The sequence below is a fragment of the Sediminibacterium soli genome (assembly GCF_009939225.1).
Lineage (GTDB): Bacteria > Bacteroidota > Bacteroidia > Chitinophagales > Chitinophagaceae > Sediminibacterium > Sediminibacterium soli.
On sequence record NZ_JAACJR010000008.1, the window covers coordinates 1,417,377 to 1,432,469 of the forward strand.

Genomic DNA, 15,093 nt, shown 5'->3' on the forward strand with positions numbered 1-15,093 from the left:
AATGCCAACACGCCCACTTCCGGTACAGGTAAATGGAGCGCGGTGGCCGGTAATCCTTCCGCTGTGGTGTTTGATGATGTCAATAACCCCACCACTACCGTAAGGGGTATGGCTGCCGGTACCTACCGGTTTATGTGGACCATCTCCAACGGTACCTGCTCGCCTTCTTCCGATATCGTGGACATTACCGTATATCCGCCCACAGTGGCGGGCAGGCTGATTGCAGATTCCTTTGTTTGCGCACCCGTGAACAAGGGTGTGGTAAGGCTGTCCGGCAATACCGGCCGTATACTGCGCTGGGAAATGTCTGCAGACGGCGGCGCTACCTGGACCATCAGCAACGATACCAGCTCCATCCTCACTTACCAGAACCTGACAGCCACAACCCGTTACCGCGTATTGGTACAAAGCGGAAACTGCAGCAGCGCTTACAGCAACACGGTAACGATCAATGTAAACCAGCCCACCAAGCCTGGCAACCTGTATACCAGCAACAAAACGGTTTGTCAGACCGTAAACAGCGGCGTGCTTGAATTAAGGGGTGCCACCGGCGGACTGATCCGCTGGGAGTCTTCCACAGACAAAGGCCGCAGCTGGAACGTGATATCCGATACCGATACCGCGTATCAATACGATAACCTCACCACCAGCACCTGGTTCCGCGTACTGGTGCAAAATGGTGTTTGTACGGCAGCCTATTCGGATACGATGATGATACAGGTAGACTCCAGCACGGTTGCCGGCAAACTTGGCGGAGACGCCACTGTTTGTATGAGCAATAACAACGGCAAGCTGGTATTGACCGGCAATACCGGATCGGTGATCCATTGGGAGTCTACGATCAACAAGGGCGTTACCTGGACGGTGATCGCGCAAACAGGCACACAGCTGAGCTATACCAATGCCGACTCCACCACGATCTACCGTGCGCTGGTTAAAAACGGCGTCTGCGCTACGCAGTATTCCAACGAGATTATGGTGATCACAGTACCGCCGGTTACCCCATCCAATGCCGGCCCCGGCCAGACATTGTGCAATGCAGAAACCAACACTGTGCTGAATGCGAATAAACCTGCCTCCGGCGCCGGTATATGGACACAGCTGCGCGGCCCTTCTGCCGCGGCGTTCACCAATGCGGCCAGCGCTTCTACCAGGGTAGACGGACTGGTACCGGGCACCTATGAATTTGCCTGGAGCATCGCCAACGGGGTTTGTACCGCATCGACCAGTACGGTTACCGTAAAAGTGGAAAAACTAAGAGCTGCATTCGGCGTAAAAGGCATCTACGACTGCGGTCTCACCACGTTCAATTTCCGCGATTCCTCTGCTGCACATTTCAATATTGTTAAACGCAAATGGGTGCTGAACGACAGGGACAGTTCGTTTGATGTAAACTTCCAGGCGCTGTTTACGCAGACGGGCACCAACCGCGTGGCGCTGACGGTTACCAGCGAAGTGGGCTGCAGCAACACCGCCCGTATCGAATTCCCTGTGGATGTTTTTGAATTTCCGAAAGCCAATATCGCAGCCATGAGCGAGGCATGCCGAAACCAACTGCTCGAACTGAAATCGGATGTGCATTCAAAAGACTCGATTGCCTATATGCTCTGGTTCCTCGGAAACGGCACCAGGATTGCCGACTCGCTGGTTAAGGCGCAGTATACCAAAGAAGGTGAATACACAGTGAAGCTGCTGGTATCGACTGTTAACCGCTGTTTTGATTCGGCATACAAACAACTGATGATCCATCCAACACCGGTGCTTTCCCTTAACAAGGAAAACATCGTCTGCTCAGGAGACTCGGCCGGTCTGGGTGTATCCGGCGCCTTTAACTATATATGGAAAGACCAGAACGATAATGTGGTATGTAATTCCTGCCGCGTGTTCCGTGTAAAACCCACCGAGAATACCACGTACAAGGTGATCGGTTATACAGAATACGGATGCTCTGATGTGGCCAGCACTTCTGTTCGTGTGATCAAACCGCTTTCGCTCAGCGGACAGTTGCAGGATACGATCTGTTTTGGCAACAATGTGCAGATACGTGTACAGGGAGCCGCAAGCTACCTGTGGCGCAACGATCCGGGACTGAACAATTACTCCATCGCCAACCCGGTTGCTTCACCAAAGGAAACCACTACCTATCAGGTGGTGGGCAAAGACGCCTACAACTGTTTTGCAGATACAACGGATGTGCGCATCACGGTTGGCAAACCCACCGAAATCAAACTCAATAAGGATACCGCGATCCTGGCCGGCACCGGCATACAACTGCGTGCCATCAGCAGCCTGCCCAATATCAGGACCTGGCGCTGGGAAGGAGCCGATTTCTCCTGCCTCAATTGCCCGGCACCGATGGCAAAAGTGGTGATGGACCAGACCATCCGCGTTACCGGTACCAATATATACGGTTGCACCAGCAGCGATACCATGCGGATAAAAACATTCTGCCCCACTACCGAAATATTTATCCCGAATGCCTTCTCTCCCGATGGAGACGGCATTAACGATAAACTGGTTGTACAGGGCAAGGGCGTAAAAGTGATCAAGAGTTTCCGCATCTATAACCGCTGGGGCGAAATGGTATTTGAGAAACTGAATTTCTATCCCGGAGATGCAAACAGCGGATGGGACGGCACCGTACGCGGAAAAGCCGCCACACCCGATGTGTTCGTATATGTCTGTGAAGTGATCTGTGAACGAGGTACGCCCGGATTCTTCAAAGGAAATGTTGCCGTACTGAGATAACCGATATCCAAATCCTATGAACCCCAAATAAGACCCCCTATGAAAACCAAATTTTACACACTCCTGCTTACGCTGTGCTGCAGTGGCTCGCTGATGGCGCAGGACTTTTCGTTCTCGCAGTTTTACGAGCAGCCGCTGCTGCGTAACCCGGCGCTGGCGGGGTTGTTTGTGGGCGATCTTCGCGTGTCGATGGCCTATCGCGACCAGTGGAGCAGTGTAACCGTGCCTTACCGCACCGCATCACTGAGCGTTGAACACAAGACGCCCATCGGCAAACACGATGATTTTATCACCATCGGCGCACAGATGAGCCTGGATGGCGCCGGCGATATACGATTGAAACGAACACAGTTCCTGCCTGCGGTCAACTTCCACAAGTCACTCAATCCTGAACGCGACACCTATCTTTCGCTGGCGGTAATGGGCGGGCCGGTGTCAAGCCAGTTCGATCCCACAAAACTGAAAATGGGCGATCAGTACGGCGCCAATGGCTACGACCCGGGTATCCCCAGCGCACAGCCTATTTCGCGCAACGGTTATTCTTACTGGGATCTGAGTACCGGTCTTTGTTTCAGCACTGTGCTGGATAATAATATCAAATTCTACCTGGCTGCCGGCGTATCGCATATCACACGCCCAACCATCCGTTCGGTGATCAACAATGGGTCTACGTTTCTTTCGCCCAAAATTTCTTTCAGCATGGGCACCAGCACCAAAATGGGCGACCGCGGCCACGTGATTGCATTTGCCGATTACTATGCGCAGAACGGCAACCGCCAGCTGCTGGGTGGTTTACTGTATGGCATAGACCTTACCCAGGATGACAGCGGCGATGATCAGGCAGCCATTTATGCAGGCAGTTTTTTAAGATGGGATGATGCCGTTATTCCGGTGGTAAAGATCGACTTCGGCCATATGACAATGGGTGTAAGCTATGATATCAATATATCCAAACTCACCGTGGCGTCCAACTGGCGCGGCGGTCTTGAGTTCACTGCCGCATACAGGGGTTTCCTGAAAATACGCAGTTCTACGCTGGACAGGGTGCGTTGCGTTCGTTTCTGATCCGGCCAGGGGATTGGGGTTTACTCAGGGAGCCGCAGACTGACATTTGCCATTGCGCAATGCTCAGTCTGCGGTTTTTTACATAGCGACCACATACGCCAGCCATTGCGAAAAAACACCCACCAGCAAACCGGAATACACTTCCAGCGGGGTATGATCGCTTACGATAAAACGGCTTGTACAAACAATGCCGGCCAGTAAGGTAACGACACTGATTGCCACACCCATCGGCATCTGGTAATACATCGCAAATAAAATAATAGCTGCCAATGCACCGCCGGCGCCCATGCCATGAAGGCTTATTTTGAAATAATTATTCAGTATCAGACCGATAATCGTTGCGATAAAGATGCCCATGAAAAAAAATTTCAGTGCAATGGGCTGGTCGGTGAAATTCTTGGCGAGATAATACATCCACCAGTAAAAAAACATGGTAACCACATAGGGAACGATGCGTTCTTTCTGCGTTCGGAGAAAAATACTGTTGCTGAATTTCAGTCGCCATAACAGGAACACGGCGAATGCGGGGAAAAACGCGGTCATCCAGAACACACCGAAGATCCGCATTTTTAACTGCCATTCGGTGATACCCGCAAATTCGTACGGGATCTCTTTTACCAGAAAAAGAAAAATATAGATCGGTACAAACAGGGGGTGACACACATACGATATGGTCTTTGCCCCAATTCGCAGTAACCATGGATGCCGCACCCGTGATCCGTCTGTTCTTTCCATGGCGCAATGTTACAGCTTTTTGCCCTGACGGGAATGAACGCGGTTACCCGCGCATGTCACAAACAAAAGAACCCGGTCGCCAGCGGAAAACTGACCATAGCGATGAACCACCAGTAGTCATCGCTATACGGCCCCCGGGCCAGCAATGCCCTGATCAGAAATGCCAGCGATAAAACGCCTGCAATAACCACCGTGATGAAAATATAGACCATCGGCGAAAAATCGCAGGTGTTCCTTCAGTCACCGGCTACCGGCCGGAACCATAGGTACAGCGGCAGCGTCCACCATAGGAAAGAGAAACAAAGCGCTGCCGAAAAAACAACATGTCGCCTGAATATCCTGCCGGTCATCGGTGGGTTTACATTAATACCGGTGGCAGGCCGGAAGTAACCTGTTCTATTTTTTCAGTTTGATAAAATAGATCACCGTATTGTGTTCAAGATCGCTGGCAACGTTTACTTCCGTACGCCGGTTCTCGCTGTCGGTGATTACCATCAATGCCGAATTGGGTGGCGTAAGACCCAGGTTCTCGGCAAAGAAGATCATTTCATTTTTGGCAACATCGGTACTGAGCTTGATATAGAACGTAACCGGTTTACTGGTTTGCAGCACACGCTGGTAAGCCACCAGCTGTTTATTGAATATCACCGAAACCGAATCGCCGTCAAATACCCCGTTATCGTACAGGTCAACACGCACAGAGTCGGATGTGGAATACACATACAGCGGCTGCCTCGGGATGCGTTTGGTCATCTCTTCAATAACCCCTGTTTTTACTTTCGGTGTAAAATCAAGTATGTTGTCTATATCGAGTTTTAACGGCGGCGCCGGCCGGTTTTTTACGGCGGGAGCGCTGGCAGTGGCGGCAGGCGCTCTGCGAACAAGGGCGGCACGGTCATCAGCGGCGGCGTTTTTCGTTTCTTTTTTGGCAGCAGTACCGGCATAATTACTGGAACCCGTTTTGGGTTTGGCTTCCTTAATCAACGCACCGGTATTTGCTTTATCCGGCCTGGTATGGGTATCCGGTATTTTTACTGAAGCAGCTTTTGACCCGCTTTTTTCTGCTGCTGCAGGAGTGGCGGATTTTTCCGTTGCGGCATCAGTGGTTTTTACCGGTCCTGATGCCGGCGCTGTTCCCGCTCCGCTGACCGGCACCGGCCGGTTCGAAGCAACAGAAGACCGCGCATCGGCATTGGCATTCACCGTACGGAACAAAGGATTCATCTGTGCCGGATCCAGATCCAGTTCATTACCCATCGGCCGCCATTTGGGATGCTGCTCTTTGGTTATGATCAGGTCTGAACGCCTGTTGGCAAGCTGCGCTTCTTTATTGAACGATTTATCCGCCAGGCAGGGAAGCACAAAATGTTTCCGACTGAAGAAATCCGTATTGATACGCGATGCGTTGATACCATGCGCCACCAGGTACGCCTTTACAGACTGCGAACGCGCCTTGGCCACCCGTTCATTACCCGCGGGCGTACCATTGCAATCGGTAAAAGAAGCCACCACAATATTCAGCAGCGCATTTTCCTTCAGTTGTTTCACGATGATATCCAGCTGCGGTCTGTCGGTACGGCGGATCTTTGAACTGGCATAATCGTAATGCACATAGGCTCTTTCGAGCATGTTCGAATTGATGGAATCCAGTATGCGTCTGTTCTTTTTTTCTTCCGCATCATCGGTTACCGCGGGTGTGGATACGGATTTGGGTAATTCCGTTTTGGCCATAACGGGTTGTTTCCCTGCAGTATCGATATATTTTACCGTAACGGCTTTAAAAATTTCCAGGCAACAGGAAGAAGCCCTGTCTGAACTCAGGTAGGCCGTCTGTGAATTTTTTTCCTTTCGGTAATACTGGTCGTCGCGCACCGAGTTGAGCGGCGCACCCAGGTTGGTGATATGGCCCCATCGATTGCCGGAGGGGTGACCGGCCGCGCTGTAAATATCCAGTCCGCCCATACCGATCCTTCCGTCGGAACTGAAATACAGTTTTGCTGAGTCGAGATCGTAAAAAGGTGTCACCTCATCTCCCGCGGTATTGATGCTGTCGACATGAACGGCTTTACCAAGCACGTTCCTTCCCTCCATCGGCACCATCCATATATCGAATTTACCTGCTCCGCCGGGCTGATCGGATGCAAAGAACAGGTACTTGCTGTCGCGTGTGATATACGGTTGCTTGGACTGGTAGTTTGCCTGGTTCACCGAGCTGCCCATTTCAACCGGCAAATGCCAGGGAGAATCCACCGCGTTGCGTATCATGTAATAAATATGATAAGGTGTGGTGGCGCCGCTTTTTGCATTGCTTTTCCAGCCGGTAAAATACATCGTCAGCCCATCGGAAGAAAGCGAGGGCGTGGCCATGTTCAGTTCGCCCGGTATCGGCGCAGGCCTGGAAGCGGTACGGTTGTTCAGGTTACCGGTATATAACCGTATCGGGTATACTTTCTCTCCTTTTTTATCGATTTCGTGCCTCGACGTAGTGAACCAGAACAAACTGTCGTTGATCTTCTCCAGTGCAAAATCGGAGCCATCCTGGGGATTGGTGGCATTCAGTTTGGTCACTTCCGCTGCCGGCTTCAGTGTTTTATTGGCCAGGATAAAATTGGCGGATGCAATTCCCTCTCTTGCTTTGGTGGCGTTGGCGTCTTTGGTCCGGTTTGTTTTGAGGTAGTTGTTGAATGCAACGGTTGCCTTTTCGGGTTCGTTGTTGGCAATAAGTGTATAGCCATACCATAACTGGGCGGTTGGGTTGTGCATGTCCTTCGATGCAATATATTTCTCGTACTGCAGCGCCGCATCTTTGGGTCGGTTGTACAGGCGATACGATTCCGCAAGCTTAAACACCACTTCATTCCTTCGCGAATCGGAAATTTTTTCCGGTTTGCTGTTGTTCCTGGTCTGGAAGGGATACAGCCTGCTGTTACCCAGAGCGGTCAGCGGGCTATCGTACAGAATGGCCGCATATAATTTGGAAGCGCTGTAATAATCCGTACGTGCAAATGCACCATCACCTGCCCGCTCGATCTTCCTGGCGCTTTGCGAAAAAACGATGGCCGGCAATAGCATGATCGCCGCTGTACAAATGCCCTTACAGGCATTCAGCTTATATCTTACAGTCTTGGGCATATAAATTTGGTGTCAGGAATTTTCCTGGGTTTGGTAAAACTGATCGATAGTTCGTATCCGCCGTTGATGGAGGAAACCGTTTTCATCTGCGACATATTGATATCATAACTGAAACCGATCATCAGGCCGTTCAGGTAAAGACCTATATTGGGTGCGATCGCATCACCGGTCCTGTACATTGCGCCGGCAACAAGGTCTTTGGCACCGTCGATCCGGATATTCATCGAGAGACCCGCGGCAATTTCATTTGCATTGCCCTGCGCCGCGTAAAGGGCATTGGGCATCAGATCCACCCTGTTGTTCATTTTCAGCCGCATGCCGCCATGTATCGAGTAGCGTGCAGGTATCTTATTTTTTTCGCCGGTGTTCAGGAACTGGTTATTCGGTTCCGACGGATGGTACAGGCTTACCCCGATAAAAGGATTGACGGAACTGTTGGGGTTTGCGTCAAAATACAGCAGGCCCACACTTCCGTCGAGCGAGCTGGCCGAAGCGTTGCTGAAGTTTTCGTTCGAAGGAAGCGTCGGATCATACCCCATCAGCGGATTGAACTGACTGCCGAACTGCAGTTTGGAAGCATCGAGCCGGCGGTTCAGCAATCCCACCTGAAAACCGGCGCTCAGTATTTTATATTCGGAAAGATGCACCTGGTAAGAAAGCGAAAGATACCCTGCATTGTACTGGTAGCTGCCATCGCCTGTTTTCTGGTTGAATACCGTGGCGCCTACGCCAAAATTTTTGGGCAGGGCAATATCGGCCGAGACAGCCTGCGCCGTCATGGCGGCTGTTGAAGAAGGCCATTGCTTTCTGTAGTTGGCGCTGATACGGTAACTGCCATCAATCGCTCCCGTAAAGGCGGGGTTCAGCCACTGCGGGTACGCATAGTATTGCGTAAAATGCGCATCCACCTGCGCATGCACACGGCCCGTGACAAACAGCAGGCAACCGAATAGCAATAAAAATAAGTTACGCATCCTGTTGAATTAAGTGGTGGTTATCGTATCAAACTGAACGTCCCTACCTTCGTTACACGCTGCCCGTTCTGCATAATCGCTTCCAGTGCATAGGTATAGGTTCCGGCCGGCGAGGGCTTTCCGCTATAGGTGCCATCCCATCCCAGTCTCCTGTCTTTCGTCTCAAATACCTGCTTCCCCCATTGGTTGTACACCATCAGCCTGATCGACGACATCGCGGTGGCATATACCAGGAATTCGTCGTTAACGCCATCGCCATTGGGGGTAAATGCATTGGGTATATACAGGTTATTGCCAAACGGGTTCGGTGTGATCACGGTTAATTGGCTCGAATCGCTTGTTTCGCAGACAAACCTTCCCTCTGCTATCACGGCAATGGTGGCAGGCTGGTTGGGACCCAGGTTGGTAACTACCTGTACCAGTGCCTGCGATCCGCCGGCGGGCACCTGCGCGTAGCTGGTTCCTTTGTCGATGCTTACGCGATAGGACACCGCGTTGGGCACCACATCCCAGCGGAAATTTACATCAGGTACGCCCACCGCTTCTGCACGTATCACCGGTTTGGGCAGCTTGCTGCGAAGGATGATCCGGGTGGCAGCACTTTTTGCGGGGCATGCCGGCGGTGTTCCTGTTGCGTTGACGATATAATCGGTATTGCCGATAATGTTCTGCAGCACCAGTGAACTGCCTTTGTTAACCGGGTTGGGATTACCCGGAATATACCAGGCATATTCGATATTGGCCTGCGGCGACACTACGTACAGCGAATCCGATTCGCCGGGACAAATAGAATCTTTCAGGTTCCGTACAACAAAATCGAGTATCGGTACCGCAAACCTTACCACGCTTGTATCTTTTACGGTGCAACCGCCGATCGTAACGGCCACGCCATAACTTCCGTTCTGCGTTACATTGATGCTTTGTGTGGTCTCACCCGTGCTCCACTGGTAACGCTGGAAATTAGGACCTGCATCGAGCTTGGCCTGGCTGCCGCAGACATCCAGTTTTTTCTGGATGTTGGTGGCCATATTCGGGATCGTAACCGTAATGGTATCGTTACAGGATTTGCCCGATGCGATGCGGTTGACAAAATAGGTTGTGGTGGCAGTGGGTTTGATATTGATGGATGCTGTTGTTTCGCCCGTGGACCATTTATACGATTGCTGCGAAAAAGGTATCAGCGAAGAATCGGGGTAGTAAGCCCAGATGCCATCGTACCTGGCCCAGATAATCCTTTTACCCGCTTTATCATAATAGGCTTTTCCGTTGGTGCCAAACCCGCCTGCAGCCGGCGGTGCAGCTCCTTCTCCGGTAAACGCTACAAAGCCGGTGTCTTTACCAAGCCGGTACCGGAATGTTTTGAAGGTGTTGGGCAAAGACTGGTTCTGCACCGCATTGCCTGTGGGCTGGAACCCGCCGAATAAAAAAAACCGGGAAGAATCGTAATCATAGGCAACCGCTCCCTCGTACTGAATCGTGGGGTTATTAACCGGCAGCAGGTTCCGGAAACGATAGGTGGCAAGATCCAGCTCCCAGAGATCGCGAAGCCAGCAGTACATGCCGCTGGCCGTAGCCCAGGGACTTCCCAGCAAACAGGTTCCGGTTAACTCATCGCCGGTATAATTGCCCTGTCCGGAGAACATGTATACCTTGGATCCGTCGGCATTGGCGCCAATGATGTTACCACCTTTGGGTACGGTATCAACGGGCAAATCGGGTCTTTTCTGCTGCCATGCCGTACCGTTGTGTTCGTATATCCATCCCTTGGTTTTGTTAAACCCGTAACCGCCGTAAAAACCCGGCTGTTTTGTCACCGGGTTCCAGAAAGAAGCGGCACCAAAAGCATCCCTGTCGAGCGCACCCGGCCCAACAGATACCCAGCTGCCTCCCGCTGCAGGCAATGCAAATACCTCATCGCGACCGGATTTCCATAACAGCAACCGGTTGTTAAGCGGGTCGAAAACAAACTCCGTAAGATCGCCGGGCCAGTTGGTGGCAGGGATAGAACTAACTGTATTGTTCTTCAGGTCAAACCGGGTGATCCGCTGGTAATTGATGGAATAGAGGTACTGGTTGACCCTGTCAAAACCAAATGATTTCAGGTTGAAGAGCAGCGAATCGATGGCCCCGCGTGTAATCAGTAATTTCCAGACACCGGGTAAGATGGAATCGGGCGGAGGTGGCGGCTGCAGATCGAGTGTAAGCGGTGTGCCTGAACAAACGATGGTATCACGTAAACGGATAAAAGGGCTGCAACCAGATTGGCTGTACAATTCTGTACTACAGAAAAACACGGCCAGTACCAGCAACCTGTAAAGAAGCAGTTCGTTTTTTTTCACAACGCTTTCATTAGGATATCAAGACCGGAATGATCGTTTTAACCAGTCGAAATCAGTCAGTAAGATAACTAATAAAAACAGGATTTATTGCAGGTAACCTTGATTAAAATACAGATTTTCAATTCTTTACAAGAGTATAGGAATATCACTACAGCTCTTTGCGTAATCTTGCTACGGGCACATTCAGCTGTTCGCGGTATTTGGCCACTGTGCGGCGGGCGATATTGTAGCCTTTTTCCTGCAGCATATCGGTAAGCACTTCATCGCTGAGTGGCTTGCGTTTGTCTTCCGCCTCGATCAGGTCGCTGAGGATCTTTTTCACTTCGCGTGTGCTCACTTCTTCTCCGCTGTCGGTGCTTAGCGATTCACTGAAAAAGAATTTCAGGCGATAGGTACCAAATTCTGTCTGAACAAACTTACTGTTGGCAACCCGGCTCACAGTGGATATATCCAGTCCTGTGATCTCCGCAATATCTTTCAGGATCATCGGGCGCATGGTGGTTTCGTCGCCGGTAAGGAAGAATTCCCTCTGGTGCTGCATGATGGCGCTCATGGTGCCGATCAGCGTTTCCTGCCGCTGTTTGATCATATCGATAAACCATTTTGCCGAGTCTATCTTCTGCTTGATGAACAGTACCGCTTCCTTCTGCCGCTTGTCTTTTTTGCTGCCTTTCTCATAATCTTTCAGCATATCCCTGTATCCCTCGCTGATGCGCAGATCGGGTGCATTCTTGGCATTGAGTGTAAGCTCCAGTTTGCCGTTGTTATTGATCACAAAAAAATCGGGAACGATATAACTCTCGGCTTTATTGATCTCGCCGATATTGCCACCGGGTTTGGGATTGAGTTTGATGATCTGGCCGATTACGTCCTTCAACTGCTCATCGTTCAGGCTAAGACTGCGCTGGATCTTCTCATAGTGCTTCTTCGTAAACTCATCAAAATACCTGGTGATCACCTGTATTGCCAGTTCAACACTTTTTCCTTCGCTGAGCTTGCGTCTTAGCTGCAGCAACAGGCATTCCTGCAGGTTGCGCGCACAGATACCGGGCGGATCGAACTGCTGTATCTGGTCAACCAATGCTTCGATCTCCTTTTCCTCAACAGACAATCCCTGCCTGAACGCCAGGTCGTCTGCGATGGACGACAGTTCCCGGCGCAGGTAACCGTCGTCGTCGAGACTGCCAACAATCTGTTCTGCAATTTTCAGGTTGCGCTCGTCCAGGTCAAGCATACCCAGCTGGTTGAGCAGCATCTCATGAAAACTGGTTTCCACCCTGATCGGGATCACTTTCTGGTCATCGATCTCAGGATAATTGTCGTCCTTCATTTTATAATCGGCAATCTCTCCATCATCATCCACTACGTATTCGCTGATATCAACGTTCTCGTATTCGTCAGCACTGCCGTCCATATCCGAATCGTCATCGCTGCTGTTGTCGAACTCGTCGTGCATTTCATCCGCATACTCATCTTCATGTCCCTCTTCGCCCTGTTCCAGGGCAGGGTTCTCCTCGAGCTCTTCCTTGATGCGCTCCTCGAGGTTGGCCGTAGGCACCTGCAACAATTTCATTAACTGAATCTGTTGAGGCGACAGCTTCTGCAGTAATTTTTGCTGTAATGACTGGTTTAATGACATAATGGTGAGGGTATGGGTGTTACAAAAAAACCATACCACTGTTCAAATCCCTGTTCCTGTTAACGCCGTAAATTTACATACAAATCAAAGCAGCACGATGATGAAAGGAATTTGTTTGTTTGTGAATTTATTGCTAATTGGCTGCTTTCTTCATGCGCAATATCTGGCCGCCCCGGCAAAGAACAGTGTTAAAATTAGCGACAGCCTGCGAAGCGCACCCATACGATTGTTGCCCGAAAATTTTTATGTAAAGCAACTTCCTTTTTTCTGCAAAAAAGAATGGCAGCTGGAAAAAATAACGGGCATTCCTTTCAGGCTCCGTCTCGGCAGCCTGGATTATGTTGATGCGCTGGAAGGAAAACACAACCTTCTTAGGCAACCGCGCGATCGAAAAAAATAAACCCTTACCGGTAACCCGGCGCTGCTATGCTTTTTGTGCGTGTGCAGCCAGAACTGTTCTCACGGCATCAGCTATCTTCTCTCCTTTTTCCCTGACCTGCTGTTCTGTCCACAACAGGCTGATCGAAGTGGAGATGCAGCGGCTCATGATCTCATCGCTTGCTGCAAAGGATGCACTGTTCAGAGCTGTCAGCGCGTTTTTCTGTTCATCGCTGATGGCGTGCAGGGCGAGTGCCTGCTTCAGGTGATCCCATTTACGGATATAATGCCAGTTGTTGACGAACCAGTAAAAACTTCCCGGCATCACCTGCTGCGCCCTCATTTCTTCAACAACGGCTGCGGTGATTTCCGCCGTAGGCAGGAACCAGGAAAGAAATGTGCAGCTGTCTTCGCCTCCTTCCGGAACCCGCCTGAAACTGATCTCCGGAACCTGGGCCAGCTGTTCGCGCAGCAAGGCGCAGTTCTTTTTCTGCAGCGCAAGAAAGGTGTCCAGCTTCCTGATCTGCGCCAGGCCAACCGCCGCATGCAACTCGCTGATGCGGTAATTGTACCCGATAAAAGGATGCAGATCCGCGCCCCGGTCAACACCCTGGTGATCGTGCCCGTGATCGGTATAACCGTCCGACTTCACATACACTTCTTTCTTATTCGTCATCACCACACCGCCTTCCGCGCAGGTGATCGTCTTTACAAAATCAAAGGAAAAAGTGCCCGCATCGCCGATGGTACCGAGAAATTTTCCTTTGTACCGGGCGCCGATGCTCTGGCAGGCATCTTCCAGCAGTATCAGGGAATGCGCTTTACAAAGCTGCTGCAGGGCATCCAGGTCGGCAGGGCTGCCGCACATATGCACCGGCATGATGCATTTTGTTCTGGGCGTGATAGCCGCGCGGACCGCAGCGGGATCAAGGGTAAGTGTGTCATCAACATCAACCAATACGGGTATGGCGCCCACACTCAGCACCGCTTCGAAGCTTGCCACGAAAGTAAAACTCGGCATGATCACCTCATCCCCCGCACCTATGCCCAGCGCCGCCATGGCGGTGGTAAGCGCCGAGGTGCCGCTCGATGTCAGTTGCGCGTAAGCTGCCCCAAACACTTCCGTGATCGCCTTCTCCAGCTCTTTCGCCTTCCAATGCCCTTTACGCGCACCGTCAAAACCATAACGCATCAGGATACCTGTTTCCAGTACATCATTGACTTCTTTTCGTTCTTCTTCTCCAAAAAATTCAAAACCGGGCATGGATGATCTTTTAATGATAAATAAGCAAAATCCGTTGCCCGCAAAGGTATAGAAAAGGAGGTTCTGGAAAAGCGAGTCAGCGCAGATTCGGTTGTTTGCACCCGGCCTGCTTTTCACGATCCCGGCTTCCTACCTTTGCAGTATGGACCCTATTCTGTTTTATTGTTACGATGCTTATTGCGGCTGGTGTTATGGATTCAGCCCCGTGATGAAAAAACTGGCGGCCGAAAACCCGCAGTTGCAGATAGAAGTGCTGTCCGGCGGCATGATCTTACCCGAAGAACCGGTGCATATTTCCGCCACCGCGGCATATATTGCCAAAGCCTATCATACCGTGGAAGAACATACGGGCATCAAATTCGGCGAGGATTACCTCTGGCATGTAAAAAACCCGGAGTTGAGCGACTGGTACCCCAATTCAGAAAAACCTGCTATCGCTCTCTGCATATACAAGGAATTCTATCCCGGCAGGCAGGTTGCGTTTGCGGCCGATCTGCAGTACGCGCTGCATTCAGAAGGCCGCGATCTTACAGACGACGAAGCCTACCGGCATCTTCTTGAAAAATACAGCATACAGCCCGAAACATTTTACGAAAAACTGCATAGCGAAACATATAAGGAACAGGCCTATTACGAGTTTCAGTTATGCAAACAGCTGCAGGTTACAGGCTATCCGGCCGTGCTGCTGCAGGTTTCAGAAACCAGGTTCCACCTGCTTGCAAGGGGTTATACGGATTATGAAACGCTTGCGGCGAGATTAAAAACCGCCATGGCTGACCAGACCTGAGCCATAAGCAGCAGATTTGCATACGACCGCTG

At 51.0% G+C, this 15,093-nt stretch carries 11 protein-coding genes; 4 read left to right on the forward strand and 7 right to left on the reverse strand.

Annotation, left to right across the window (positions count from 1 at the left end; all coding sequences use genetic code 11):
• Together GWC94_RS13170 and GWC94_RS13175 are read left to right on the forward strand one after the other, a co-directional pair.
• Positions 1 to 2,748 (forward strand): T9SS type B sorting domain-containing protein (locus GWC94_RS13170; protein ID WP_161835475.1); only part of this gene is annotated, 2,748 nt, incomplete at its 5' end.
• Between the two features lie 39 nt (positions 2,749 to 2,787).
• Positions 2,788 to 3,813, forward strand: a complete 1,026-nt coding sequence (locus tag GWC94_RS13175) for a PorP/SprF family type IX secretion system membrane protein (protein WP_161835476.1) — start codon at positions 2,788 to 2,790, stop codon at positions 3,811 to 3,813.
• 78 nt (positions 3,814 to 3,891) lie between these two features.
• Here GWC94_RS13175 and GWC94_RS13180 read toward each other — a convergent pair whose 3' ends face one another.
• The 6 genes from GWC94_RS13180 to rpoN all read right to left on the reverse strand — a co-directional run bounded on the left by GWC94_RS13180 (position 3,892) and on the right by rpoN (position 12,632).
• On the reverse strand, positions 3,892 to 4,548 hold the full coding sequence (locus GWC94_RS13180) for a hypothetical protein (RefSeq protein ID WP_161835477.1): 657 nt from the start codon (positions 4,546 to 4,548) through the stop codon (positions 3,892 to 3,894).
• Between the two features lie 56 nt (positions 4,549 to 4,604).
• Positions 4,605 to 4,760: a hypothetical protein gene (locus tag GWC94_RS13185; RefSeq protein WP_161835478.1), complete on the reverse strand. Its 156-nt coding sequence runs from the start codon at positions 4,758 to 4,760 to the stop codon at positions 4,605 to 4,607.
• A gap of 184 nt (positions 4,761 to 4,944) precedes the next feature.
• Positions 4,945 to 7,680: an OmpA family protein gene (locus tag GWC94_RS13190; protein ID WP_161835479.1), complete on the reverse strand. Its 2,736-nt coding sequence runs from the start codon at positions 7,678 to 7,680 to the stop codon at positions 4,945 to 4,947.
• A complete protein-coding gene (locus tag GWC94_RS13195; protein WP_161835480.1) occupies positions 7,665 to 8,654 on the reverse strand; it encodes a PorP/SprF family type IX secretion system membrane protein in 990 nt (329 codons plus the stop codon). The genes GWC94_RS13190 and GWC94_RS13195 overlap by 16 nt, the downstream gene beginning before the upstream one ends.
• Positions 8,655 to 8,674: 20 nt before the next feature.
• Positions 8,675 to 10,993, reverse strand: coding sequence for a gliding motility-associated C-terminal domain-containing protein (locus tag GWC94_RS17020; RefSeq protein WP_161835481.1), 2,319 nt, complete (start codon positions 10,991 to 10,993; stop codon positions 8,675 to 8,677).
• Between the two features lie 148 nt (positions 10,994 to 11,141).
• The gene (gene rpoN / locus GWC94_RS13205) at positions 11,142 to 12,632 is read right to left on the reverse strand and encodes an RNA polymerase factor sigma-54 (protein WP_161835482.1); all 1,491 of its coding nucleotides are present in this window, start codon (positions 12,630 to 12,632) and stop codon (positions 11,142 to 11,144) included.
• 1 nt (position 12,633) lies between these two features.
• On the opposite strand from rpoN, the gene GWC94_RS13210 reads away from it, so the two are divergent.
• Positions 12,634 to 13,032 carry a hypothetical protein gene (locus GWC94_RS13210; protein ID WP_161835483.1) on the forward strand — a complete coding sequence of 133 codons (399 nt, stop codon included), beginning with the start codon at positions 12,634 to 12,636 and terminating at the stop codon, positions 13,030 to 13,032.
• A gap of 24 nt (positions 13,033 to 13,056) precedes the next feature.
• Here the strand turns inward: GWC94_RS13210 and GWC94_RS13215 are convergent, their stop codons facing one another.
• Positions 13,057 to 14,274 carry a DegT/DnrJ/EryC1/StrS family aminotransferase gene (locus GWC94_RS13215; RefSeq protein ID WP_161835484.1) on the reverse strand — a complete coding sequence of 406 codons (1,218 nt, stop codon included), beginning with the start codon at positions 14,272 to 14,274 and terminating at the stop codon, positions 13,057 to 13,059.
• 142 nt (positions 14,275 to 14,416) lie between these two features.
• On the opposite strand from GWC94_RS13215, the gene GWC94_RS13220 reads away from it, so the two are divergent.
• Positions 14,417 to 15,061 carry a DsbA family protein gene (locus GWC94_RS13220; protein ID WP_161835485.1) on the forward strand — a complete coding sequence of 215 codons (645 nt, stop codon included), beginning with the start codon at positions 14,417 to 14,419 and terminating at the stop codon, positions 15,059 to 15,061.
• Positions 15,062 to 15,093 lie beyond the last annotated feature (32 nt).